The organism is Burkholderia sp. Tr-20355 (genome assembly GCF_017104685.1).
Taxonomy (GTDB): domain Bacteria; phylum Pseudomonadota; class Gammaproteobacteria; order Burkholderiales; family Burkholderiaceae; genus Burkholderia; species Burkholderia seminalis.
In genome coordinates, this window is the sequence record NZ_JAAGPK010000042.1 from 26,900 (window position 1) to 52,602 (window position 25,703).

Consider the following 25,703-nt stretch of genomic DNA (forward strand, 5'->3'; position numbering starts at 1 on the left):
CGAGTTGGCTTGAAAGATATTCGACGATTCTCGTTCCGAGGCGAGATCGGTTCAGTCGACACCTTGTACTCGGCATGACGATGCGCGCGAAGTGCCGGGCACGCGCCCGCGCTTCGCGGGCAGAACATATGTCCGCCTGGAGTGGCGCTACGGGAAAGCGCGGACCTTGTCCAGAACGGCATCTTTCCTCAAGTTTATTCGATGCGTGACGATAATAAAAATACTCAGTAAACCGAATTAATCACGTGTCTTGGATTCATCAATTTTTCATCAACATGAACGAGTGAAAGGTATGTTGACCGTTATTTCGAAGTTGAACATCGGCAAGCGGCTGGGGCTCGGTTTTGCCTTGGTATTGGCAATGTCGTTGATCGGGATCGTCATCGGACTGCTGCGTTTGTCTTCCGTTGCCCAGGCAACCCGCGACCTGGTCGCCAAGCCGTTGCAGACCGAACGGCTGGTCAATGACTGGTCCCGGCAAATCAGCGTCGCGGTTACGCGTACTACCGCGATTGCCAAGAGTGCCGATCCGGGGCTGGCCAGCTATTTCAACGACGAAGCCATTGCTGCATCGAAAGTGTCTGCGGCGAAGCAAACGGCCATCGAGGCGCTGATGACGTCGGGCACGGAAAAGCGCTTGTTCGCTGCCATCGGCGAACAACGCAAGCTTTTCCTCGCTATCCGGGATCGGATCTATGCGTTGAAGAAAGAAGGAAAAGCGGAGCAGGCCGACCAGTTGCTCGAACAGCAGTTCATACCGACCGCGCGGCAATTGGTCGAAAAAGTCGACGCGTTGGTGAAGTACCAGCGCGTGGAAATCGACGGACTCGCGGCCGAGATCGACGCAAATTATCAATTCGGGCGCACGTTGATGATCGCGTTCGGCGTGGTCGGCATGCTGCTGAGCGTGGTATGTGGATGGCTGATCACCAGCAGTATTACCCGGCCGCTCATGCGCGCGACGGACGTCGCGCATCGAGTGGCCAGAGGCGACCTTAGCGTTCGTGTCGATGTTCATGGCACGGACGAACTCGGCCAATTGCTCGGCAGCTTGCGTGACATGCAAGCTGCACTTCTTCGCGTGGTTTCCAATGTGCGCCGCGGCTCGGATAACCTGGCGGCGGCGAGTGCCGAAATCGCACAGGGCAACGACGATCTCAGCTCCCGCACGGAGAGCCAGGCCAGTGCGCTCGAGCAAACCGCCGCGTCCATGGAAGAACTGAGTTCCACGGTGGCCCGGAATGCCGATAACGCTCACGAAGCGAATCAATTGGCCGTGAACGCGTCCACGGTTACCGCGCAATGCGGCGAAGTGATCAACCAGGTTGTGGCGACCATGAAGGGCATCCACGACAGTTCCCATCGAATCTCGGATATCACGGGTGTCATCGACAGCATTGCCTTTCAGACGAACATCCTGGCCTTGAATGCCGCGGTCGAGGCTGCGCGTGCCGGCGAGCAGGGCAGAGGTTTCGCGGTCGTTGCCAGTGAGGTGCGCAGCCTGGCCGGACGTTCGGCCGATGCGGCCAAGGAGATCAAGAAGCTGATCGGCTCGAGCGCGGGGCGCGTCGCTCAAGGCTCGGCGGAAGTCGAGCGCGCGTGGGTGGCGATGACCGAAGTCGTGAACTCGATCCGTCGCGTCACCGAGACGATGAGCGAAATCAGCGCCGCCAGCACCGAGCAATCGCTCGGCGTGGCCCAGATCGGCGAAGCCGTCGGCCAGATGGAGCGTACGACGCAGCAAAACGCCGCGTTGGTCGAGCAAACGGCGGCAGCGGCCATCAGTCTGCGTCAGCAGTCCCGGGAACTCGTGGAGGTCGTCTCGGTGTTTCAGCTTGGACGAGGTGAGGGGCTGTAGAGCCGAGCGTATTGTCGAATGGAAGAGACGGTGCGCTCGCGAGCACGGCATGCGGGCGCACCGTCGCGCTGAATCGCGGTCAAGCGAACGCGGACGAATGGTCCGGTCCCTTGATGCCGGATGTTGCCGCGGCAGTTGCCGTGAGTACGCCCACGCCCGGAATCTCCGAGATGCGCAGGCATGCATCGTCGTTGCGCCGCCAACTGAGAATGCGTTGCTCGATCCGAGCAATCTGCTCATCGAGCGCACGGAGTCGCGAAAGCTGATCCTGCAGGCTGTCTAGCAGCATGGCCGGCAACTCGTCGGCCAATGACGCCAGCGCGGCTTTGGCGGCTTCGATCGATGCACGACGGCCTTGAGGCAACACGACGCCGAACTCGTAGAGCAATCCGCGAAGTTGGTTGACCTGCATGACGCGAATCCGGACCAGTTGCTGGCGTATCCGGTGCATCGCCAGCATGGCCTGCTGGTCTTCGGTCTTAACGGCCACGAACCGCATGCCGGGACGCTGGGCAGCTTCCCAGATCGCCGCGGCGTCAACCGCATCATTCTTGTTAGACTTCACGAACGGCCGCGCGAACTGAGCTGCGATGAGCCGCACGTCGTGGCCAAGCCGTGCCAGGACCCGGGCCCAATGATGAGCGCTGCCACAAGCCTCCATAACGACGCGACTCGCCGGCCGGTTGGCGAAGAACGGCGCGAGCTGGGCACGTTTGAGTACCTTGCCGTGAATCGCGCCGGTTTCAGGCTCGACATAATGAATCTGGAAAACGCGCTTGGCCAGATCGATGGCAATGGTCGTGGGTTCCATTTGGTTCTCCTTGGCGGCTGGGCTGTCGAACCAGCAATGTCGCATGCTCTGGACGCGAGATTGCGGCGCCGGACGGCCCGTTGAGGCGGGAGGCGACCATTCCATCTATGTAGCCAAAAGCGGACATTTCAATCTAGCCACTACACACAAAAAAGTTGATCATCAGCATTATGTAAAATTAATACCCAGGAATGCCTGCGTGCGCTCCGGCAGTCGGAAGCTCTGCATGCGGCGCTCGCGTTCGCGTGTAGGCTGATGACTGTTCTCGCTCGGTTGTTCACGAGGGCAGCCGCTTTGACGAAAATATGCTCCGCGTTTACGAGTTCCGGAACATCTGCCTTGGCCGCCGGATAGCTGCGCAACTGATCGGTGACGATCTTGTTCGGTGCGGAGCACGAGCGCAGCACTCGCTGAAAGAAGCGTTTGGCTGCGGCCTTGTCGCGTAGATTTTGCAGCAAGATGTCGATTTCGGTGCCCTGCTTGTCGACCGCGCGCCACAGCGAATGCGGCTCGCCACGCAGCGTCACGAAGATTTCGTCGAGGTGCCAGGTGGTTCCAAGGCGGCGCCGGCTGGCCTTGATCCGGTGGGCGAAACCGACGCCGAACTTGTCGCACCAACGGCGGATCGTTTCATAGCTTAGATCACGCCGCGCTCGAACACGTGACAAAGCCGCTTGTCGGGTGGAAATGCGCAATTTTTCGCTTTGGATCTTTCGAATCTGCCGTCGAATCGCATCGTTATACAGAAACCCATTCGTCGCCGAGCTGTTTCGAGCGAACTTTCGCCGCGAGCACACCGCGCTTGATGCTCGTGGCGACATCGGCCCGCGCGAATGCGGCGAGCGCAGCAGCCGTTGTCCCCCCCTTTGAGGTCACACGTTCGCGCAGCACGCTCACTGGATCGGTCGATTCGAACGCAAGTTGCACCGCGCCTTTGAATGTCGCAAGCGTCAGCGCGCGTGCCTGCGCCGCCGAGAATCCGAACTCTTCAGCGGCCGCCTGCATCGCTTCGATGAAATAGAAAACGTAAGCGGGCCCGCTACCCGAGATCGCCGTCACCGAATCCAGATCGTCCTCGGCGTCGAACCAGCTGACAACGCCCACCGCGCCGAGAATCGTCGATGCATCTTCGCGATCATCGCCACCGACTTCCGGGGATGCAAAAAGACCCGTAGCGCCCAAACCGATCAACGCGGGCGTGTTCGGCATGGCGCGCACCACGCGTGTGTGCCCGCCCAGCCAGTTCGACAGTTCCCGCACCCGAACGCCCGCAGCAACGCTAATGACGAGCTGTCCCCGCAGCAGTGGCGAGATCGATGCACAGGTTGCCTGCATCTGTTGAGGCTTGACGGCCAGCACGATCACGTCGCTTTCCGACAGCCCCGAATCGATGCGTTCGTGCGCGTCGATGCCGAACGTCGTGCTGCATTTCGCGCGCGCTTCCGCGCCCGGGTCGATCGCGGCGATATCGCCCGGAGCGGCACCACGGCTGATCAATCCGCCGATAAGCGCGCTCGCCATATTTCCTGCGCCGATAAATGCAATCTTCATGAGTGGCTCGCTATCTGGATGAGGTGTTCATTGATTTCGACGCAGCGCGATCGGTGGGCTGCGTCATTACATATTCGGGTAATTCGGCCCGCCGCCGCCTTCCGGCGTGACCCACACGATGTTCTGCGTCGGGTCCTTGATGTCGCAGGTCTTGCAGTGCACGCAGTTCTGCGCATAAGTAGATCTAAGCGAAGAAGCGAGACAAGTACAAAAGTATTCGTCAGACTCGCTTAATCGACTTCCACCAATGAAGTCCCAATAGGCCGTACACACTCGCGATTCAAGCTCTCGACTCGGGTTCGTCCAAGCAGAGTCATCGTCGTATTCATTTCCGCTTTCATCAGCGCGAGCACATGCGAGACACCGCCCTTGCCTCGCGCGGCCAGCCCGTAGAGCGGTGCGCGTCCGAGCAGCACCGCTGTCGCGCCAAGCGAGACTGCCTTGACGACGTCCGAACCGCGCCGCGCGCCACCATCGACGAAAACGCGCAGATCGCGGCCTACCTGCCGATGAATCTCCGGCAGCACGTCGAGCGGCGCAGGCGCGCTCGCAAGCTGCCTGCCGCCATGATTCGACAGCACGACGCCATCCGCGCCGGCGTCGCGAGCGAGAAGTGCGTCATCGACATCCAGAATGCCTTTAACGACCACGCGCCCGCGCCAATGACGCCGTATCCACGTGACATCGGACCATTGCAACGCCAGATCCATCTCTCGGCTCAGCAACGCGGCCTGCCGGTCCAGGTTCTCGGCTTCGCCCACGCTCTTCGCGATGTTGCGCAGTTGCGGCACGCCGTGCCACAGCATCTGGCACGACCACCGCGGATGCCGGACGCAGTCCAGCAACAACTTCGCCGACGGCCTCAGCGGCATGCGAAAGCCATTGCGCACATCGTGGTCGCGATTGCCATGAACGGGCGTATCGACCGTCAACACCAGCGTGCTGAACGCCGCATCGCTCGCGCGCCGCATCATGTCCTCGGCGATCGCGCGGTCGCGCTGCACGTACAACTGAAGCCACAGATCCGCATCCGGTGCAGCGGCACGCACGTCCTCCAGCAACGACGTTGCCGCCGTGGACACGACGAACGGCAAACCCGCTTCGGCTGCGGCCGCCGCCAGTATCTCGTCGCCCCTCGGCCAGAACAGACCATTGAGCCCGGTTGGTCCGACGATCATCGGTGCAGCGACTTCGCGGTCCCATATCGAAGTGGCCGGCGAGCACGCGGACACATTCGCCAGGACACGTGGCCTGAACTGCCATCGCCCGTAGCTGTTGCGCGCCGCGCGCATCGAATCGCCATCTTCGGCCGCGCCTTCGAGGTAATCCCATGCAATCCCGGCAAGGCGTGCCCGAGCGGCACGGCGGTAATCGTCAATACAAGCCAGCATGTCGGCCCCTGAAGTTCCGAGAGAAAATAATTGCATTACAATTACACTGATTGAAAATCGATGCGTCGCCACCTGGCCGCCATCCGTCTCCTACGGACTGTCCATGCCGAAAACTACCTCCGAATCCCCGCGCAAAACGGAAAGCGCACGCAAAGCCGAGCGTTCGTCGCTGTTCATCGGCTCGACAGAAAAGACGTTTCGCGTGCTGCACGCCTTCGACGGACCGAGCCGTCACATGACGCTAGGCGACATCGCGCGCGTAGCCGATCTCGATCGCAGCGCCACCCAGCGCGTCGTGCATACGCTGGAGGAACTCGGCTATCTCTATCGCGTGCCGGACACCCGAAATTACGGTCTCACCTCGAAGGTGCTGCAGTTTTCATACAACTACATTCGCGCCAATGAACTCGTCGACAAGGCGTCGCCCTATCTCCTCGAAATCAGCCGACAAATCGGCGAGACCACCAATCTCCAGGAGCTCGACGGCACTGAAATCGTGTTCGTCGCGCGCTTCCCGGGCCGTCACCTCGTCAATGTCGATATCGTCGTGGGTGCGCGCCTGCCAGCCATGTTCACCGCATCCGGTATCGCTATCCTGTCGCGCTTGCCCGAGGCGCAGGTCAAACGCATCCTCGCCCAGACGCGCCTTGAACCGATCACGCCCTACACCGAAATCAATCCCGACAAGCTGCTCGAACGCATCCGGCTCGCGACGCGACGCGGCTATGCCATCGTCGAGAACGAAACCGTGCTGGGCGACATCGCCGTGGCCGCGCCGATCACCGATCATGGTGGCACCGCAGTCGCCGCCATCAACATCGCCGTGCCCACCTCGCGCTGGTCGATCGAGCGCGCCGAAGCCGAACTCGCCAAACACATTCAGGTCGCCGCGACTTCCATTTCGAAGTCACGGCTTTCCACTTTCCGTCGCTGACGTAGCAGCGCCGCTCAGGCGGCAACCCCCGGCTCGAACAGGGCGAGCTGCTTCGCGAGCTCGGAACGCAGCTTCGTGGCCAGCGCGGCATCTGGCTTCACGAGCGGTGCGAGCATATGCGGCGCGTCGACGCCGATCAGATCCATCACTGCCTTCATGGGCCCCGGATTCGTCTCCGCGAACGCGAGATTCATGAGAGGAATCAGCGACCGATGCAATTCGAGCGCTTGCCCGATGCGGTCGTTCTCGACATGTTCCTGAATCTTGCGCCACGCGGTCGGCAACAGCGTCGCGGTCACGACGACGCCGCCGCGCGCGCCTGCCGCGAGGTGCATCGGGAACAGCGTGTCCTCGCCGCTCAGCACGGAGAACGATTCGTCGACGCCCGCCACCGTGCGCAGGAAGTGCCACATGTCCGTGTTGCATGCCTTCATGCCGATGATGCGTTCGTGACGAGACAGCTCGTGCAGCACCTCCGGCGCGATTGCAATGCGCGTGCGGTACGGAATTTCGTAGATCAGGATCGGCACCGGCGACTCGTCCGCATAGCGCAAGAAGTAGTCGCGAATGCCCTGCTGGGTCGGGTTCGTGTAGTACGGCGTTAGCACCAGCAGCCCGTCCGCGCCCGCGGCGGCGAACTCCTTGCCGGCCTGCAATGCGTCGTGATAGCCCGGGTCGAGCACGCCTGCGATCACCGGCACGTCGCCGTTGACTTCCTTGACCGACAACTCGGCCATGCGGATGCGTTCAGCACGCGGGAGCGCGCCGTATTCGCCAGTGCCGCCGAGCGGAACCAGACCGTCGATGCCCTGTTTGAGCAGGTAACGCAGCAGGTTGCGCGCGGCGTCGACGTCGATCGTGTCATCCGCATGGACCGGCGTCGGGATCGCGGGCAGGATGCCGCGCAGATTTTGTGAAGTGATCATTCAATCAATCTCTCAAGGAAAACCAGTCAGGAAGCCAGACTGCGGCGGCGCAGGCGGTCTGCAACCGCGATCAGCACCGAAATGAAGACAAACAAGCACGTCGAGACGGCAGCGATCACGGGCGAGATCTGCATGGTCGTCTCGTCCCAGAACTGCTTGGGGAGCGTCGTGCTCAAACCGCCCGAGGTGAACAGCGCAATCGTGAGTTCATCGAACGACGTGGCAAACGCAAACAGGAACGACGACATCAAACCCGCGCCGAGAATCGGGAACGTCACACGGCGCAGTGTCGTGAAGCGGCGTGCGCCCATGCTCTGCGCGGCGAGATCGAGACGCACGTCGTAGTTGCGCAGCACCGCCATCATCGTGATGACGACGTAGGGCACAGCCACGACCGTATGCGCGAGTATCAGCCCGAACGACGAGCCGACCAGGCCGATGCGGGCGAAGAAGTAGAACACCCCGACCGCCAGAATCATGCGCGGCACCACAATCGGCGCGAGCACGAAGGCCAGCATCGCCGCATTCCACTTGAGGCCGCCGCGCACGAGCAGGAACGCGGCGGGTGTACCGATCACCATCGAAAGCACGCCGGTGCCCACGCCGACCAAGAGCGACCGCGTGACGGCCTGCATCCAGAGCGGCGAATCCGCGACCTGCTGATACCACTGCAACGAGAAGCCGTGGGGCGGCCACGCGAGACCCGAGAGCGAGTCGAACGACAGCGGAATCATGAGGAACGCGGGCGCGCTCAAGAAGATCAGGATCAGCCAGACCACCGTGCGGAGCGAACGCTGCTTGTCGCCGCTCGCGCTGCGGCGCGGCGTCGGCACAATATGCAACACGGCGTCGGTCAGATTTCCGAGCGCGGTCAGCACGACGTCGCCGGCCTTTCGGCTCCAGCGGCGGCCGCTCTGCGGCGTGCCCGTCGTGGAGCTGCCGCCGGCCATCGTCGAAAGGCCCACCATGCGGTCGTAGACCACGAACACCACCAGCACCACCACGAGCAACAGCACCGAGATCGCGCCAGCGAAGCGCCAGTTCAGCGCCTGCATCACCTGGTCGATGATGAGCTGCGTGATCATGGTCTGGCGACGGCCGCCGAGCAGCGCCGGTGTGATGAAGAAGCCGATCGCGGTGACGAACACCATCAGCGCCGACGACGCGACGCCCGGCAGCGAGAGCGGGAAATACACCTTCCAGAACACGGTGCCCGGGCGCGCGCCAAGCGTCGCCGCAGCGGTCGGCAGGCGACGGTCGATATTCTCCATCACTGAAAGCATCGTGAGGATCGCGAGCGGCATCAGCGCATGCACCATGCCGACGATCACGGCGGACAGGTTGTAGAGGAGATCGAGCGGCTGATCGATGATGCCGAGATGCATCAGCGTCCAGTTGATGACGCCGTTGCGCCCGAGCAGCACCACCCATGCGAACGTACGTACGAGAAAGCTGGTCCAGAACGACAGCAGCACCCAGTACAACACCTTGCTCTTGCGCTCGCGCGTGAGCGTCGAAATGAACAGCGCGACGGGATACGCGGTCAGCACTGAAAAGAACGTCGTGAGCAGCGAGATTTTCATCGTCACCCACAGCACTTCGATGTAGACGGGCGACGCGAACAGCCGTCGGTATTCGGTGAGCGAGAAGCCGCTGTCGTCGCGAATGCTCAGCAGCAGCAATTGCCCGACGGGGTAAATCAGGAACACCGACAGAAGCACGACGATCGGCGCGACCATCGCGGCGATGCGCAGCGCGCGGCGCCAGCGCAGCCGTTGCAGGCCAGTGCGGTTCGCCTCGGCGGGAACAGTGAGCGCGAAAGGATTCATGACTTACTCCGCAATCGCGACGGCATCGGACGCCGACCAGCGCAGGCGCAGCGCCTGGCCGATCTCGTATTGCTCGCCGAGCCGGTTGGTCGGGAACGCGGCGATCACTTCCGTGCCGCCGTTCACGGGCTCGATGGCCTGCAAATACAGCTTCGTCATGCCGCCGGTCACCATGATGTCGGTGAGCCGCGCCTGCATCGACTCCGCCTGGTTCGGCTGGTCCGCACCGATGTTGCCGGCTTCCACATGCAGGTTCTGCGGACGGATCATGATCCGCGCCTTGCTGCCGGGGCGCAGGCTGCCGTCGTACGCCATCGCGTGACCGCAGTGGCGCCCGCCGATGGCGATACCCACGCGTTCGTCGTCGCGCGACGACACCGTGGCGTCGAGCAGATTCGATTCGCCGAGGAAATCGGCCACAAACACGCTTTTGGGCCGAAAATACAGATCAGCAGGCGTGCCAAGTTGTGCGATCGCGCCGGCGTTCATTAGGCAGATGCGGTCCGACATCGTCATCGCCTCTTCCTGATCGTGTGTCACGTAGACGATCGTGGTGCCGAGGTCGCGGTGAATGCGCTTGATTTCGAGCTGCATGTGATCGCGCAGCTTCTTGTCGAGCGCGCCCAGGGGCTCGTCCATCAGGATGATCGACGGGCGATACACCATGCAACGCGCCAGCGCGATCCGCTGCTGCTGGCCACCGGACAGCTCGCGCGGATAACGCCCGGCCAAGTGCGGAAGATGCACCATCTCCAGTGCTTCGGCGACGCGCTTACGCGTCGCGGCGGCGTCGACCTTGCGCATCTGCAACGGGAACGCGATGTTTTCGCCCACCGTCATGTGCGGGAACAGCGCATAGTTCTGAAACACCATGCCGATGTCACGTTCGTACGGCGCGCCGTAGGTTACGTCGGTCCCGTTGATGTGAATGCTGCCGCTATCGGGATGCGACAGCCCCGCGATCAGGCTGAGCAAAGTGGTCTTGCCCGATCCGCTCGGCCCGAGCAGGGTCAGGAATTCGCCCTGGGCGACGTCGAGATCCGTCGGGGCAAGCGCGACGAAATCGCCGTAGCGCTTGCTGAGTCCGTTGACAGTGAGATTGGTAGCTGACATTGGCGTCGAAATCCGGAAAGTGCTGAAAGATCAGGAAAGAATCCAACGGTTGAATCGTTCCAGCGCAGTACTCTGGTTTTGCAGCCAGTACTTCGCATCGATATGGACACCAGTCTTCATGTTGTCCGGAAAGGTCGGACAATTTTTCGCGACTTCGGGCTTCACATAATTGAACGCCGCAGGCAGTGTGAGGCCCGCCGGGAAGTAATCGACAAGTTGCGCCTGGCGCTTCGGATCGGTCGCGAACTTGATGAATTCGCGGCAGGCATTCGCGTTCGGCGTGCCTTTCAGGATCGCCCAGCTGTCACATCCCCAGATGTTCTGGTTCCAGACGATGGAAACCGGTGCGCCGTTGGCCATCGCCGATTGCGCGCGCGACGCCCAGGTCGCGACCATCGCGACTTCGCCGGAGCCGAGCATCTGCTCAACCTGTGCGCCCGTCGTCCACCAGACATCGACGTGCTTCGAGATCTTGTCGAGGCTCGCGAACGCGCGGTCGAGATTGCAGGGATACACCTGGCCGGGTTGAACGCCCGACGCCATCAGTGCTTCCTCGATGGTGTCGAACGGATATTTGCGCATGGCGCGGCGACCCGGAAACTCGTTCACGTTCCAGAGATCGGCCCACGACGACGGCGCCTTGCGGCCCTTGAACGCATCGGTGCGATACGCCAGTACGGTCGCATACACGTTCGTGCCCACCGCGAACGGCGACATATATTGGCTGGGGACTTTCGATACGGCCGGATCGGCTTCGAGTCCGTGGCGCTCGAGATATTCCTTGCCGCCCGCCGTGAGCATCAGCACGGCCGGCTGGCTGATCTTCGCCATGTCCCAGGTGTAGCTGCCAGCGTCCACCATGCTCTTGATCTGCGCGGTCGGTTCCGCGTTCGCCTGCACGCCGACCACCTCGATGCCGGTCGCCTTGGCGAACGGCTCGTAGTAGACGGCCCGGTACGCCTTCGTATAGATCCCGCCGTCGTCTCGAACGACGATGCGCTTGTTCGCTGCACGCGCCGGAGTCCAGACAAATGGAAACGCCACCGACGCCGCACCGGCGGCCGCCAGTTTCATCACGCTTCGGCGTGCCGGATTTTCGATCGTGCAGTGCTCGGATTTCTTCGACTTCATCGTGAACTCCAAAGATTTGTACTACGTATTAATCATTGAACGCAGTAATCGACCGATTGACGAGCTGGCCTGCGCTCCGATCACATCCGCCAAGCTCAGGGAATGAGACGCCCCGGATTCATGAGATTGTTCGGGTCCAGCGCCTGCTTGATGGCGCGCATCGCGGCCAGTTCGACCGACGACTTGTAGTGCGCCATTTCGACGAGACCGGTTTCGCCGATGCCATGCTCCGCACTGAACGAACCGCCGAGCCGATGCGCCACGTCGTTGACGGCGCGACGCAGCGCACTGCCCATCGACGGCGCATCGGCCAGCGCTTGCCATGCCGAGAAGGAAAACATCGGGATGAAGTGAATATTGCCGTCACCCATGTGCCCGACGATCACCACGTCCAGATCTGGCGCGATCTCATGCACGGCGCGCGTGGCATCGTCGATGAAGGTCGGCACGGCGGAGATCGGCACCGAACAATCTGTCGTCAAGCCCACGCCCGCGCCCTTGTTTGCCTCGGTCACGCTGTGGCGCACTTCCCAGAGATTCGCGCGCTGCGCGTCGCTCATGGCGATGATCGCGTCCTCGATCAGATCCGCTTCTGCGGCTTCCTCGAGCGTGCGCTGCAGGATGGCCTCCATCTCCGCGCCATCGCGCGTATCCGACAATTCGACCAGTACGTGCCACGCATGCGTTTCCGCCAGCGGGTTGCGACGGTCCGACACGCGCTCGACCACGAGCTGCAATTGCCGTGCGTTCATCAATTCATAAGCAGACAGACGCGATCCGCAGTTTGTCTGGAACATGCCGAATACGCGCAGAGCCGCTTCGGGGCTGACCGGCGCAAACCACGCGAGCGCGTGGTGAGTGGGCAGCGGATGCAGCTTGAGCGTCGCGGCGGTGACGATGCCGAGCGTGCCTTCCGCACCAATGAACACCTGTTTGAGATCGATACCGGTATTGTCCTTACGCAGGCTACGCAGCCCGTTCCAGATGCTGCCGTCGGCGAGCACGACTTCCAAGCCGAGCACGTTGTCGCGCGTATTGCCGTAACGCAGCACGCTCGTGCCGCCGGCATTCGTCGACAGCGTGCCGCCTATCTGGCAGGAACCTTCCGCGCCCAGGCTCACGGGATACAGGCAATTGACCGCCGCCGCTTCGTCCTGCACGGTCTTCAGAATGCAACCGGCTTCGACTTCCATCGAGCGATTGGCGGCATCAAGCGCACGGATGCGCCGCATGCGCGCGAGGCTGACGATCACAGGTGCCGGACCCGCGCTGCGCGGCACTGCGCCACCGCACAGACTCGTGTTGCCGCCTTGCGGCAGGACCGACACGCCGTGCGCGGCGCACTGTCTGACGATGAAAGCGACCTGCTCCGTCGACGACGGATGCGCGACACACAGCGCGCGGCCCTTGTAACGCCCTCTAAAGTCCTCGACGAAGCCCGCCATGTCAGTTTCGGCGGTCAGCACCGCATCTGCGCCCAATTTCGCTTGTAGTGCTGCGATCAGTCCGACCTCGACTTCCATGTTCCATTCCTCGCCAGGTTGCACCGGTTGCCGTTGCCGCCGGTCAATTCATGTTGCGAAGGATAGGATCATCAAAATTGCAATGGAATACAAATAATCGCATTGCAATTGATTCGAGTGCAAACCCGTAGCGCTTCCCCTTGAATCAAGGGCGTATCCGGTGCAATTTGTCGCAACCCGAGCGTTTGTTCGTTGGTTTGGCCCTTGATGACGCGGGTGGGATATGCGTCCTTTTCATGCGAAATGTGGCGACTTCCGGGTGCCGAGTTGCCTGCAGCCGGCCCTTGCCGCTATTGGGGGTGCACGCAATCGGCCTGTTCGCGAGCCCTCGATCTTTTATCTTTCTTCCGCGCTAACCGGCATTTTCTGGGCGATTCAGTCGGTTACGGTACTGCTAGCCGGCGCGGTGTCGCCCGCCTCGGCCAGCATCGTGAGCACGGCGGAGCGGATCTGCTCTTCGAGGCAGGATCTCGATCGACGATCGCCTCATATGCATGCGGAAGCCTAACCGAGCATGTGCATACCGGAATCGACATAGTGCGTGCCGCCCGTGATCGCCCGTGCGCCGTCGCTGGCAAGAAACGCGCAGAACGCACCGACGTCGTCGATGTCGAGCGCGTGATGCAGCGGTGCCCGGCGCGCGGTGTCGTCAAGCAGCCGGCCGAAGTCCGGCAGGCCCGACGCCGCGCGCGTCGGCAGCACGCCCGGCGAAATCGCGTTGACGCGAATGCCCGCGCCGCCGAGTTCGGCCGCCAGGTACCGCACGCTCGCCTCGAGCGCGGCCTTGACCGGCCCCATCACCCCGTAGTTCGCGACGACCTGCTCCGCGCCGAGATAGCTCATCGCCATCAGGCTCCCGCCGCGCGTCATCAACGGCTCGGCCAGCCTCGCCATCCGGATGAACGAGTGGCACGAGGTATCCATCGCGAGCGCGAACCCTTCCGGCGAACTGTCGACCACGCGGCCCTGCAGATCGGCCTTCGGTGCAAACGCGACCGAATGCAGCACGAAGTCGATCGCGCCCCATTGCGCCGCGAGCGCGTCGAACACCGCCGCCATCTGGTCCGGCCGCCCGACGTCGAGCGGCATCCGGATCGGCGCGTCGAGTTGCGCGAACAGCGGCTCGACGTGCGGCAAGGTCTTGTCCGACTGCCAGGTCACCGCGAGCGTGGCGCCCGCCCGGCAAAACGCGCGCGCGCATCCCCACGCGATGCTCCGTTCGTTCGCGATGCCGACGACGAGCCCCCGCTTGTGTCGCAATGTCATGTCGCCCCCCGCCGGCCTAGCGTTGCGCCGCGATCCATCGCGCGATGTCGGGCCACACCGTCTTCAGCGTGCGCGTCCCCATGAACAGGCCGATATGGCCGCCCGGCACGAGCCGGCTCTCGATCCTCGACGCAGGCGTTCCGAGCAGATCGCGCGCGCCGAACACCTGCTCCGGCGTCGTGATGTCGTCGGCCTCGCCGGCGAGCAGATAGGCCGGGCATGCGATGTCCTTCAGGTCGAGCGTGCGCCCTAGGGCGACGAACGAGCCCTTCGCGAGCCGGTTCTCCTTGAAGATCTGCCCGATCGCCTGCAGGTACCAGCGTCCCGGCAGGTCGATCGGGCTTTCGTACCAGTTCGCGAACACCTCGCGCTTGCGCAGGTATTCGGGATCGTCGAGATGCTCGTACAGGTCGACGTGCTCGGCGAGATAGTGCTGGTCGGGATGCATGTTCTTCCAGCCGCGCAGCATGAAGCGTCCGCGCATCAGCCCGCCGCCCATCGCGACGAGTTCCTCGTAGAACGACGTCGGATACGTGTGCGCCATCCGCTTGATCGGGCCGTCGCCCGCGTCGGTGTCGATCGGCGAGCCTGCCAGCACGAGGCTCGCGACCTTGTGCGGGAAACGCGCCGCGTACATCGCGGACATCCAGCCGCCCTGACACAGGCCGACGAGATTCACGCGGCCGCCGAGTTCGTCGACGCACACGTTCAGCTCGGCCAGATACTGGTCGATCTCGAGGTCCTTCATGTCCTCGGTGGCCGAGCGCCAGTCGGTCAGGTACAGACGCGTCACGCCGTGCTCGCGCAGCGTCTGCATCAGGCTCTGCCCCGGCTGGTAGTCGGCGATCATCGCGCTGTGCCCCGCGTACGGCGCATCGACGATCGTCGGCAGCCCATGTGCCGGCGCGGACGAATAATCGCGGAACGTCATCGTCCGCAGCTCCAGCAACGGCCGGTTCGCCGATGCCAGCGCCGGATGCGCTTCGAAATGGAGCTTCTCCTCTTCCGAGAGGAAGCGGAGATTGCGCGCCGTGATCTCGGAGCCGGCCGCAAACATCGCCGTGGCGGCGGCCATCGGCCAGAAAATCGGCAGCGCGGGGGCGCTGACGGCAGGGGAAGACGTGTCGCGTGCTGTCATCGGAGGTCTCAGGAGGTCGGATACGGCGTGGAAGGGATTGCGTCGTCCAGCACGCGGCGCGTGTGCCGCGCGATCATCAGGTTCTCGTCGGTCGGGATCACGTGCACCGTCACGCGCGACGCGTCGCTCGAAATCACCGGCAGGCCGGCGGCGTTCGCCGCGTCGTCGAGCACGATGCCGAGCCACGCCGCGCGGCTGCAGATCCGTTCACGCACGCGCGGCGCGCGCTCGCCGATGCCTGCCGTGAACACGAGCGCGTCGAGGCCGCCGAGCACGCCGGCCAGCGCGGCGAGTTCGCGGGCCGCGCGATAGGCGAACAGCTCGACCGCATGCGCGGCCGACGGCGCGTCGCTCGCGAGCAGCGTGCGCATGTCGCTCGACACGCCGGACACGCCGAGCAAGCCCGATTCGGCATAGATCAGATGCTCGACCTCGTCGAGCGACAGGCCGGCGTGACGCTGCAGGTACAGGATCACGCCCGGGTCCAGCGCGCCCGTGCGCGTGCCCATCGGCAGTCCGTCGACGGCCGTGAACCCCATCGTCGTCGCGACGCTGCGGCCGTTCGCGAGCGCACACAGGCTCGCGCCGTTGCCGAGGTGCGCGACGACCGTCCGTTGCCGCCCCCACGACGGATCGAGGGCCGCGAGCGCCGTCGCGATGTACTCGTAAGACAGCCCGTGAAACCCGTAGCGCACGATGCCCTGCTCGGTCAGCGCGCGCGGCAGCGCGAACTCCCGTTCAAGCGCCGGTACCGTCGCATGGAACGCGGTGTCGAAACACGCGACCTGCGGCAGGTTCGGCGCCACGGCGGCAACCGCGCGGATCGCGTCGACGTGATGCGGCTGGTGCAGCGGCGCGAGCGGCGAAAGCGACGCGATCGCATCGAGCACGCGCGCATCGATCCGCACCGGCGCGGTGAAATACGGACCGCCATGCACGACCCGGTGCCCGACGCCGTCGAACGCGGCCTCTCGCCCGACGTGAGCGGCGAACCACGTGTGCAGCGCCTCGATCGCGCCTTGATGCCCCGGTCGCGCGACGGCGCTGTCGGCGAGCACCTCGCCGTGCGCATCGGCCACGAACAGATGCGGTGTGCCATGCAGGTTCTCGACCTGCCCGTGCAGGCCCGCATCGAGCGAGCGATCCTCGTGCGTGTCGTAGACCGAGAACTTGAGGCTCGACGAGCCGGCGTTGAGCACCAGGACGGGATGTCGCATCGCGGCGCCGTCAGTGCGTGCCGGCCGCAACCGCCGGCGTGGCCACGGGCGCCGCCGCTGCCGCGACGAGCGCCGCGACCGCGCAGCTCGCCAGGTGCGTGCGTTCGCTGTCGGCGCGACTCGTCAGGATCACCGGCACGCGCGCGCCGAGCACGATGCCGGCCGCATCGGCATTCGCCAGGAACGTCAACTCCTTCGCGAGCATGTTGCCGGCCTCGAGGTCGGGCGCGACGAGGATGTCCGCATCGCCCGCGACCTCGGAACCGAGATGCTTGAGGCGCGCGGCCTCCGGGCTGATCGCGTTGTCGAACGCGAGGGGCCCGTCGAGCAGCGCGCCGGTGATCTGGCCGCGCTCGGCCATCTTGCACAGCGCGGCCGCGTCGAGCGTCGACGGCAGCTTCGAGCTGACCGTCTCGACCGCCGACAGGATCGCCACCTTCGGCCGGGCGATGCCGAGCGCGTGCGCGAGATCGATCGCGTTCTGCGCGATGTCGGCCTTCTGTTCGAGCGTCGGACGGATATTGACGGCCGCGTCGGTGATGAACAGCGGCTTGTGGTAAGTCGGCACGTCCATGATGAACACGTGGCTCAGGCGCCGCCCGGTGCGCAACCCCGTATCGGCGCGCACCACCTCCGCCAGCAACTCGTCGGTGTGCAGGCTGCCCTTCATCAGCGCCTGAGCGTCGCCCTCGCGCACCAGTTCGACGGCGCGTGCCGCCGACGCATGACTGTGCGGCGCATCCACGAGCCGATAGCCGGACAGGTCGACACCGAGCGTCGCGGCGAGCATCGTGATGCGCGCCACCGGGCCGACCAGGACCGGCACGACGATACCGGCCCGAGCGGCCGCGGCCGCCGCATGCAGCGATACCTCGTCGCAAGGATGCGCGACCGCGACCGTCACCGGGCGTAACGCGCGGCAACGCGCAATCAGTGCTTCGTATTTCTGATGCGTGCGCAACTCGGTCATCGACTGCCCCTTTGCCAGGATCACGTGAACGGATTCTGGTGCGGGACCGGGCGACGTCGTTTGATTTCAGTCAATCGTTTCAGGTGAAGTCCCGATAGCATGAAGCCGCACGATGACATCCGGATGGCCCCGACGCCCCTCCCTGACATGCACATACGCGAAATCCGCTCGAAGATCGCCAGTACCTCGTCCACGCGCAAGATCACCAAGGCGATGGAAATGATGGCGCGCACCAAGATGGCGAGCGCGCAGCGACGCGCGCGTGAGTTCCGCCCGTACGCGGCGCGCATCGGCGCGATGGCGGAGCGCGTGCTGCGCGACCGTCCCGACTACGTATCGGCGCTGATGGCGCGACGCGATACCGTGCGCCGCGTCGGCCTGATCGTCGTCAGCACCGATCGCGGGCTGTGCGGCCCGCTCAATGCGCGGCTGCTGGTCGAATGCGTGGATGCGCTCGAACGCTGGGACCAGGCCGGCGTCGCATGCGAACTGAGCGTGATCGGCGCGCGCGGCATCGCGCCGCTGCTGCGCCACGGCGCAACCATCACGGCGCGCGCGAGCGGCCTGGCCGCCGAGCCGCACTTCGAGCAGTTGCTCGGAGCGCTGCTCGTGCCGCTGACCGCGTTCGTCAACGGCGAGCTCGACGAAGTGCACGTCGCGTACAACCGGCTGACGAGCCCGCTCGCGTACGAACCGCGCATCGATGCGATGCTGCCGATCGCGGGGCTCGACACCAGCGCGCCGACCGACGGCGCGGCCGCGTCCGATTATCTGTACGAGCCCGCGCCCAAACCCGTCGTCGACACGTTGCTGCTGCGCTACGTCGAGGCGATGCTCTATCAGGCCGTCGTCGAGAACTACGCGTGCGAGCAATGCGCGCGGATGTTCAGCATGCAGACCGCGACTGACAATGCCGATCGCGTGTTGCGCGAACTGAGGCACCTGTACCAGAAGACGCGACAGGCGCAGATCACCACCGAGCTGTGCGAAATCGTTGCCGGCGCGGCGGCCGTCTGAAGGAGTCGCATGAAGACGTCGATGAGGCTCGACATCGTGAGCGTGGAAGCGGTGCTGTATGCCGGCGACGCGCATTTCGTCGTCGTTCCGGGGGAAAGCGGAGAACTGGGGATCTATCCGCATCACGCGCCGCTGCTCACGCGGATCCGGCCGGGCGTCGTGATGCTCGTCGATGCGCCGACCGGCGAGCATCGCCGTCTCCTCGTCGCGGGCGGTGTGCTGGAGGTCAGCCGCGACGGCGTGACGCTGATCGCCGATCACGCATTGCGCACGCCCGAACTCGACGATCTGCGCGCACGCGAAGCGCGGCATGCGGCCGACGACTGGCGCCAGCGCTACGCGCACGAAAACCGGCGCGCGTTCGATTTCGCGTCGGCCCGCACGGAATTGATGGATGAGATCCGGCGCTTCTTCGCGCTGGCACTGCGGCAACCCGCATCGCGGGAGTGAGTTGACCTGACGGCAGTAGTGAGAAGCACGGCATCGCAATTGGATGGGATTTTTCCATCGCCCACCATTATTTTTGTTTTGGACCTTGGTCCGCGAAAGTCTCCGCGCCCTTCCTCGACGTTGGAGCAGCCCGAACAGCCCGAGCGGGTCTGCATGAAGACGCAGCGCGAAAACGCCGTTCGCAGGGGTGTCGATTTCCGCCGAATCCCGGCCCGGAACGGCCGCCGCCCGGCTCACGCGTGCGGCAACGCATCCGCTTCGTCTGCCAGCCTGCCGAGCGGCACGAAAATGTAGCCCTTCCCGCGCACGGTGCGAATGTAGCGATAATCGCCGACCGCCTGCTCGACCAGATTGCGCAGCCGGAAGATCAGCACGTCGAGCCCGCGCTCGGAGCGCCCGGCCACGCTCAGCCCCAGCAGCGCGAGAATCTCCGCGCGCGACAGGACGCGCATCGGCTGCGAGATGAACAGCGCGAGCAGCGCGAATTCGCTGGCACGCAGCCCGAGGTCCTGTCCCGCGCGGGTGGCGCGCCGCGTGACGAAATTCACCTCGATGTCGCCGAATGCGTACGATTCGGGATTCACCGGCGCGCGCACCGACACGGGACGGTTCGGCGCGTAGCGGCGCATCGCGCTGCGCACGCGTGCGATCAGTTCCATCGGGTCGAACGGCTCCACCAGATAGTCGTCCGCGCCGATTTCGAGCGCAACGACCTTGTCGAGCACCTGCGCGTCGCGGCTGATCACGATCACCGGCATGTCGTGACCGGCGCGCCGCAGCGCACCGAGCGCCATGTAGAACGTCGTGGCCGGCCGTTCGACCCGCATCACGATCAGGGTGGGCGGCGTGGCCGTCACGTGCGCCAGCAGCCGCGACGCGTCGTCGAGCGCCGACGTGGCGATCTGGCAGCCGCGCAGGAGCGCGCGGATCCGGTCGCCCATGCGCGGATCGGGCTCTACGACAAGAACGTGGGTGGCCATGGAAAATCGTCCAGCACGACGGCCCGCACGGCGTATCGCGACGTCACGCCGGCCCGCCTTCCGGCCGGAGCGGCCGGGCGCGGCCTGCACGAACCCGCGAACGTGCGGCGCAGCCAACTACACATGCATGCAGCAATCGAGACTCGTCAGTAAATAGCTCAGGCTCTTGCGGATCGACGCCTCGACGTCCCGCACGTCGCGGGCCGCGGGCGACTGGCCGAGCAGCGTCGCGACGATGTCGAGCGCTTCCCACGGATGCCGGTCGTCGTAGTCGGCATGCAGTTTGAGCCAGCGCATCGCGCGATGCCGCACGGCCGGGTCGAACTGCCGTTCATACGGCGATGCGCACAGCAGCGCGCTCCACTCGCCGGTCACGCCTTCGATCGCGTAGTTGGTCGCGGCGATGCTCGGCGCGAGCGCGTCGGCGCTGCTGCTTTTCCAGCACCAGTGGCTCAGCGCGAATCCGTCCAGCGGCGCATCGCCGTGCAGCAGCATGTCGATCGTCACGCCCGATTCCGCAGCCCAGTTGGCCCAGTGATCGACGTGGTTCTGCTCGACGCGGATATTGCGGATCAGATAGCGTCGCGCCTTCTCGTCGCCGCGCGACCGATAGGCCGCGGTCTTCACCAGGTTCATCGCCATGTATTCCGGAAACTGGCTGACCACCGCCCAGCCGGTGACGAAGAACGCGCGCAGTTGCGACGCGCGCAGCGTCCCGCCGCTCATCGCCGCGAACACCGGATGCGCTCGGACACGGGCCTTCAACTCGTCGGTCGCGCCGACCACGTCGCGCAGCCAGGCCGGATAGCTCGTCAGGTCCATCAGGTCGCCGGTCAGTTCAAATGGAGCACTCATGCGTTCGTTCCTCGCTTGGTTCAATGGAATCCCCCTTCCTGCCAGGGTGCGGGGCGGCTGAAGTAGTAGCCCTGGCAATAGTCGACGCCCAGCGCGCGAAGCATCTCGGCCGTCGCCTCGTCCTCGACGTGCTCGGCGACGGTGCGGTACTGCATCACGTGAGCGATGTCGTTGATGGCGGACGCGATGCCGCGCTTGACGCTGTCGGACGTCATGGTCGCCACGAGGCCGCCGTCGATCTTCAGGTAGTCGATCGGCAACTGGCGCAGATACGAGAACGACGACATGCCGGCGCCGAAGTCGTCGAGCGCGAAGCGGCAGCCGAGGTCGCGCAGCTCGTGCATGAAACGCGACGCGACCTCCAGGTTGCGGACCGCGCTCGTCTCCGTGATCTCGAAGCACAGCAGCGTCGGGTCCAGCCCCGACGCCGACAGCTCGGCGATCGCGAACTCCACGAAGCGCTCGTCGGTGATCGACATCGCCGACAGGTTCACGTTGTATTCGACGTACTGGCGCCGTTCGAGCCGCGCGAGCCGCCGGATCACGTTACGCACGACCCAGCGGTCGATCATCGTCATGTGGCCGTAGCGCTCGGCGGCCGGCAGGAAGACCGGCGAGATCAGCTTGCCGTCGGCGTCCGGGATGCGCAGCAGGATCTCCGCGCGCTCCTGCGCGCCGTGCGCCGGCTGGATCGGCACGATGCGTTGCGCATACAACTGGAACGAATTCGTTTCGAGCGCCGTCTTCACGCGACGGCTCCACTGCATGTGATACGCCTGACGTCCCGAGTTCATGTCGCGCGAATCCGCGACGTGCACGCGGTTGCGGCCGCGGTCCTTCGCGATGTAGCACGCGATGTCGGCCATCTGCATCGCCTTCTCGACGCTCTCGGGCCGACAGGCGAGATCCAGCACGCCGATGCTCACGCTGATCTTGAACGGCTCGCCCTCCCACAGGAACGTGAAATCCTCGAGACACGCGCGGATGCGCTCGGCCTTGCCGTCGTCCGGCGAGCCGTTGCGGCCGGCCGGCAACAGGATGCCGAATTCGTCGCCGCCCAGCCGGCCGAACACGTCGTCGTCCGCGAGACAGCGCGCGAACACCGCGGTCGCGTCGCGCAGCAGCGCATCGCCGGCCGCGTGCCCGCACACGTCGTTGACTTCCTTGAATCCGTCCAGGTCGAGAACCATCAACATGCCGCCGCCGCGGTGGGTCAACGCGTCGCCCAGGCGCTGTTCGAACGCGGTGCGATTGATCAGACCGGTCAGCGCATCGTGCGACGCCTGCCAGGTCAGTTTCTCGATCAACTGGTATTCACGCGTCATGTCGCGCAGGATCAGCACGTAACCGACGCAGCGGCCCGCGGCGTTGTCCATTCTCGACAGCGATGCGCGCACCGACACCGCCGCGCCGCACACGCGGATCAGGTCGAGATCGCGGGTGAACGTGTGATCGCCGCTGTTGCTGAGCGACGCGAGCAGCTTGATCGACATGCCGGTCGACGTATCGATCAAGTCGAGCACGTCGTTGATCGGCTTGCCGACACACAGCCGCGACGGCGCGCCGAGCAGCTGCTCGGCCGCCGGATTGACGGTCTCGATGCTGCGCGTGAGGCCGATCGTGACGATCGCATCGGCCACCGAGCGCAGCGCCGCTTCCGCGAACGCCTGGCTACGGTCCAGCTCGGTCTGCATCGACGCCTGCTGGCGCTGCGCGCGGCTCGCCCATCGCACCGACAGCAGGACGATCAGCAGCGAGGCCGCGACGTACGACAGGAACAGCTGGATGACGGCCGAACGGAATTCGGCGCTCAGTTCGTCGGAAAAGCGTTTCGGCAGCGGCTCGATGTGCGAGTTGAAGTCCCAGACCGCGCGGTTCAGGCGGCTCGTGCGTCGAACGTCGTCCGCCCGCACGGACGCGCGCAGCGCGTTCGCGATCGCGCGCAGGTTGACCAGTTGCCGGTCCGCGTCCTCCCAGTATTGCAACGCGGCGTTCAGGCGCGCGAAGCTGCTCAGGATCGGATAGAACCACACCACCGCGACCGCATCGACGGGATTGATGCCCGCGTCGATCAGCGCCTGGCGCGCCGCGCGGTGGTCCGGCGGCACGCTGATCATCGCGCGGCGGGCGACGCCGAGAAACGTGAGGGTGCGGTCAACCGCCAGGTAATCGTCGAACAGCTTTTCGTCACCGGTCTGTCCGTAGCGGGTCAGCAGGATGATCTCGTCCTTCTGCGCCTTCGACCAGCTGCTTTCGCCGCCGACGTACACGCGCAGCGACATGATCACGATCAGGCTGACCGCGACGAACCCGGCCAGCGCGACGATCACGACGACGATCGGCAGGATGCCGAGCGCCGGACTCCATGGCCACACGTGAAACGAGCTGCGCTGACTCTGGAGCTTCGAAATGTTTTCCATACCTGATTGACTGCTTTTCTGATTCTTCTCGATACCGCCGGCCAGCCGCGTCGCGACGCGGCTTGCGCCCGGATCTCGCCCCTTCCCTGCGCGCGCCGCGCCGGCGCACACGCCGTCGCGGCGGCACGCCGGTGCCGGCCGCGCGGCAGGAGGCTGCGGCCACTAGGTCGTCCGGACGCGTCGCGACAGCCCGACACCGGCCCCGGTACCGGCATCGATCGCGAGAATGCGGCGCGTTTCGTCGCGGATGACCCGATGGCAGTCGCAGCCCTGCCCTTCGAGACGGGCGAGATCCGTCAGCACGATGGCGCCGCGATGCTGATGGATCAGGCCGAGCTCGTGGAGCTGTCGCACGGTATCCGTGATGGTCTCGCGGCGCACGCCCAGCATCTGCCCCAAAGTGCCGTGCGTGACCGGGATTTCGATGCTCCGCGAGCGCTCGTAGGCGATCAGCAGCCAGCGGCCCACCTGATGTCGCATCACGTGATGGCGGCTGCAGAACATGACCTGCGACGCCTGCGCCAGCACCAGCTGCATCCGCACGAAGACCTGCCGCCTGATCGCCGCCGATGCATCGCACGCGTCGACGAAGCGGCGCGCATGCAGCCGATACGCGAATCCGCCGTGATAGACGACGACGCGGCGCTGCATCGTGCTGCCGATCACGTCGTCGCACACGATGCCTTCGCGGCCGATCTCCGTCACGCCGAGCGTCGTCTTGCCGCCTGTCGTGTATTGAAGCGAAATACCCGCCGTCACCGGGAAATAGACGGCCTCCAGATTCTCGCCGGCGTCGCACAGCAGCTGGCCGGTCTTGAGATTCGAAAGCATCAAATGAGGCGCCAATTCCGCGCGGCTAATTCCGTCGAGCGCAGACAGGAATTGATTGGCACCAAGCGCATGCGGCAACTCGATGACATTGTCGGCCTGATGTATCACGGTGCACCTCGTACGTTGTATTGCTGCCCCTCGGCCACCGAATCTTCATGCAGCGTTAAAACGAACCGGTTTTCCGGTTTTGCCGTTTTCCTTACGGTCTAATTAAACAAAAAGGTATCACGCAGCCCTGTCGTTCGCGCCACTCCGGCTTTGTTACATGAAGTAATTTGACAGTTTCAGGCATTGCCAGAAGATATTTGCATGGTCAATCAATTATCGGAGATTTAAATACCGCCCTTGAAAAGACACTTTCCCGGAGAATCATTGAAAATTCCGAATAGTGGCCAATGCAACGAAATGCAGTTAATTCTGAAAATAAAAATCATTCCTCCATCGAAATAATGCGGACTGAGTGACATATCCCACACTTCTCCAACGGAGAACGTGGAAGATCCATGACGGCGCCTGCCCGGGATGCCGTCGCCGGGCGGCTATCGCGCGCGCTGGCGAGCGGTGATGTCCGCGCTGTCCGCGTCCAGCGACGCGGCGCGCAGTGCGTCCGCCGGATCCGGAAAATCGCGCTGCAGCAATTGCGCGAGCTGGGCATCGCGCGCATCGGGCCCAAGCTGCTGCGCGGCGAGCCGCTCACGTTCGGCCGCATGGTCGCGATAGCGCGCCTGCCACGCATCGTCGTCCTGCCGCAGCCGTACGACGCGTGCGGCGACGTCGGCGCCGAGCTGCGCACGCAGCGCATCGGGCGTCGCGCGCTGCGCGTCGAGCCGTGCAACCGTCGCGACCGCCTCGCGCTGCCGCGCGAGCCGCTCGTGCGCGTCGCGCATGTCCGCCGGCAACGACTGGTCGAGCGCCGCAATGCGTTCGCGCTTCTGCGCGTCGCTCAATGCCGGGTCGCGCGCAATCCGGATCCGGTCGAGGTCGTCATGCTGCTGCCGGAACTCGTCGGCGAAGAACGGCGCGCTCCAGTCGCCGAGCCAGCGGCTCGCGAGTGCCGCCCGTCGCTCGAGCTGGCCCGCGAGCGCGTCCGGATCGATACGCATGCCGGGCTGCACGGCGCCCGGCTGCGCATCGAGCGCGGCGAGACACGCGCGATAGCGCGGCCACAGGTCGAGCGCTTCGCGCTGTGCCTGCCCGCCGATCGGCTGCGCGGCGACCTCCCGCGCAACCAGCGCGTCGAGCGCGTCCGGCGTCAGGTCGTGCTGCGCGAGCAGGAAGTAATCGAAGAATTCCCGCACCGCACGCCGTTTCGCGAGACGCCCGTCCGGCCCGAGCGGCAGGCGCGGCGCGCGCGAACCCAGATCGGAAGGGCGTCGTGGAGGGGAAGAGGGTTAAGGTCAGTGGACGACCCCGCCGCCCCCGCATCCCCACACAAAACACAACCCCCCCCCACCCCCCCCCCCCCCCCCCCCCCCCCCCCCCCCCCCCCCAC

21 protein-coding genes and 2 pseudogenes are annotated in these 25,703 nt (G+C 64.6%); 4 read left to right on the top strand and 19 right to left on the bottom strand.

What is annotated here, in order from left to right; genetic code table 11:
* The first annotated feature begins 292 nt into the window (after positions 1-292).
* On the top strand, positions 293-1,858 hold the full coding sequence (locus tag G3N62_RS13985) for a methyl-accepting chemotaxis protein (protein WP_124669479.1): 1,566 nt from the start codon (positions 293-295) through the stop codon (positions 1,856-1,858).
* Positions 1,859-1,937: 79 nt separating this feature from the next.
* Here G3N62_RS13985 and G3N62_RS13990 read toward each other — a convergent pair whose 3' ends face one another.
* The 5 genes and pseudogenes from G3N62_RS13990 to G3N62_RS14010 form a co-directional block, all read right to left on the bottom strand.
* Complete coding sequence (locus G3N62_RS13990; RefSeq protein ID WP_241013090.1) at positions 1,938-2,669, bottom strand: IS110 family transposase; 732 nt, start codon at positions 2,667-2,669, stop codon at positions 1,938-1,940.
* Between the two features lie 186 nt (positions 2,670-2,855).
* Positions 2,856-3,310 (bottom strand): annotated as a pseudogene (locus G3N62_RS13995) (IS6 family transposase); the annotation flags it as partial.
* 97 nt (positions 3,311-3,407) lie between these two features.
* Positions 3,408-4,220 carry a pyrroline-5-carboxylate reductase gene (proC, locus tag G3N62_RS14000; protein WP_124669480.1) on the bottom strand — a complete coding sequence of 271 codons (813 nt, stop codon included), beginning with the start codon at positions 4,218-4,220 and terminating at the stop codon, positions 3,408-3,410.
* Positions 4,221-4,286: 66 nt separating this feature from the next.
* Positions 4,287-4,394 (bottom strand): annotated as a pseudogene (locus G3N62_RS14005) (4Fe-4S dicluster domain-containing protein); the annotation flags it as partial.
* A 56-nt stretch (positions 4,395-4,450) separates the two neighbouring features.
* Positions 4,451-5,611 carry an alpha-hydroxy acid oxidase gene (locus G3N62_RS14010; protein WP_034190082.1) on the bottom strand — a complete coding sequence of 387 codons (1,161 nt, stop codon included), beginning with the start codon at positions 5,609-5,611 and terminating at the stop codon, positions 4,451-4,453.
* A gap of 103 nt (positions 5,612-5,714) precedes the next feature.
* Between G3N62_RS14010 and G3N62_RS14015 the strand changes: the two genes are divergently transcribed.
* Positions 5,715-6,545: an IclR family transcriptional regulator C-terminal domain-containing protein gene (locus G3N62_RS14015; RefSeq protein ID WP_034190081.1), complete on the top strand. Its 831-nt coding sequence runs from the start codon at positions 5,715-5,717 to the stop codon at positions 6,543-6,545.
* 14 nt (positions 6,546-6,559) lie between these two features.
* On the opposite strand, the gene dapA is transcribed toward G3N62_RS14015, so the two are convergent.
* The 9 genes from dapA to G3N62_RS14060 all read right to left on the bottom strand — a co-directional run bounded on the left by dapA (position 6,560) and on the right by G3N62_RS14060 (position 17,658).
* Positions 6,560-7,471, bottom strand: a complete 912-nt coding sequence (gene dapA, locus G3N62_RS14020; protein WP_124669481.1) for a 4-hydroxy-tetrahydrodipicolinate synthase — start codon at positions 7,469-7,471, stop codon at positions 6,560-6,562.
* A gap of 26 nt (positions 7,472-7,497) precedes the next feature.
* Positions 7,498-9,210: an ABC transporter permease subunit gene (locus tag G3N62_RS14025; protein ID WP_124608337.1), complete on the bottom strand. Its 1,713-nt coding sequence runs from the start codon at positions 9,208-9,210 to the stop codon at positions 7,498-7,500.
* 93 nt (positions 9,211-9,303) lie between these two features.
* Complete coding sequence (locus G3N62_RS14030; RefSeq protein ID WP_034190079.1) at positions 9,304-10,413, bottom strand: ABC transporter ATP-binding protein; 1,110 nt, start codon at positions 10,411-10,413, stop codon at positions 9,304-9,306.
* A gap of 30 nt (positions 10,414-10,443) precedes the next feature.
* The gene (locus G3N62_RS14035; RefSeq protein ID WP_034190103.1) at positions 10,444-11,544 is read right to left on the bottom strand and encodes an ABC transporter substrate-binding protein; all 1,101 of its coding nucleotides are present in this window, start codon (positions 11,542-11,544) and stop codon (positions 10,444-10,446) included.
* A 95-nt stretch (positions 11,545-11,639) separates the two neighbouring features.
* Positions 11,640-13,067 carry an FAD-binding oxidoreductase gene (locus G3N62_RS14040; protein WP_034190078.1) on the bottom strand — a complete coding sequence of 476 codons (1,428 nt, stop codon included), beginning with the start codon at positions 13,065-13,067 and terminating at the stop codon, positions 11,640-11,642.
* Positions 13,068-13,571: 504 nt separating this feature from the next.
* The gene (gene fabI, locus G3N62_RS14045) at positions 13,572-14,333 is read right to left on the bottom strand and encodes an enoyl-ACP reductase FabI (RefSeq protein ID WP_034190077.1); all 762 of its coding nucleotides are present in this window, start codon (positions 14,331-14,333) and stop codon (positions 13,572-13,574) included.
* 16 nt (positions 14,334-14,349) lie between these two features.
* On the bottom strand, positions 14,350-15,471 hold the full coding sequence (locus G3N62_RS14050; protein WP_034190076.1) for an alpha/beta fold hydrolase: 1,122 nt from the start codon (positions 15,469-15,471) through the stop codon (positions 14,350-14,352).
* Between the two features lie 8 nt (positions 15,472-15,479).
* Positions 15,480-16,688, bottom strand: a complete 1,209-nt coding sequence (locus G3N62_RS14055; RefSeq protein WP_124669482.1) for an acetate/propionate family kinase — start codon at positions 16,686-16,688, stop codon at positions 15,480-15,482.
* Positions 16,689-16,698: 10 nt separating this feature from the next.
* The gene (locus tag G3N62_RS14060) at positions 16,699-17,658 is read right to left on the bottom strand and encodes a phosphate acetyltransferase (protein WP_124669570.1); all 960 of its coding nucleotides are present in this window, start codon (positions 17,656-17,658) and stop codon (positions 16,699-16,701) included.
* A 147-nt stretch (positions 17,659-17,805) separates the two neighbouring features.
* Between G3N62_RS14060 and atpG the strand changes: the two genes are divergently transcribed.
* Complete coding sequence (atpG, locus tag G3N62_RS14065) at positions 17,806-18,675, top strand: ATP synthase F1 subunit gamma (protein ID WP_124669571.1); 870 nt, start codon at positions 17,806-17,808, stop codon at positions 18,673-18,675.
* Positions 18,676-18,684: 9 nt separating this feature from the next.
* Positions 18,685-19,125, top strand: coding sequence for an ATP synthase F1 subunit epsilon (gene atpC / locus G3N62_RS14070; RefSeq protein WP_034190073.1), 441 nt, complete (start codon positions 18,685-18,687; stop codon positions 19,123-19,125).
* Positions 19,126-19,358: 233 nt separating this feature from the next.
* Here the strand turns inward: atpC and G3N62_RS14075 are convergent, their stop codons facing one another.
* The 5 genes from G3N62_RS14075 to G3N62_RS14095 all read right to left on the bottom strand — a co-directional run bounded on the left by G3N62_RS14075 (position 19,359) and on the right by G3N62_RS14095 (position 25,509).
* The gene (locus G3N62_RS14075) at positions 19,359-20,105 is read right to left on the bottom strand and encodes a response regulator transcription factor (RefSeq protein ID WP_034190072.1); all 747 of its coding nucleotides are present in this window, start codon (positions 20,103-20,105) and stop codon (positions 19,359-19,361) included.
* Positions 20,106-20,222: 117 nt separating this feature from the next.
* The gene (locus G3N62_RS14080) at positions 20,223-20,960 is read right to left on the bottom strand and encodes an iron-containing redox enzyme family protein (RefSeq protein ID WP_034190071.1); all 738 of its coding nucleotides are present in this window, start codon (positions 20,958-20,960) and stop codon (positions 20,223-20,225) included.
* Between the two features lie 20 nt (positions 20,961-20,980).
* Entirely contained in the window at positions 20,981-23,380 is a 2,400-nt protein-coding gene (locus G3N62_RS14085; RefSeq protein ID WP_069706210.1) for an EAL domain-containing protein, read from the bottom strand.
* Between the two features lie 162 nt (positions 23,381-23,542).
* Positions 23,543-24,319 (bottom strand): Crp/Fnr family transcriptional regulator, encoded by a 777-nt coding sequence (locus G3N62_RS14090; RefSeq protein ID WP_049033390.1) that lies wholly within the window; start codon positions 24,317-24,319, stop codon positions 23,543-23,545.
* Positions 24,320-24,750: 431 nt separating this feature from the next.
* Entirely contained in the window at positions 24,751-25,509 is a 759-nt protein-coding gene (locus G3N62_RS14095; protein ID WP_346778204.1) for a lipase secretion chaperone, read from the bottom strand.
* Between the last annotated feature and the right edge of the window lie 194 nt (positions 25,510-25,703).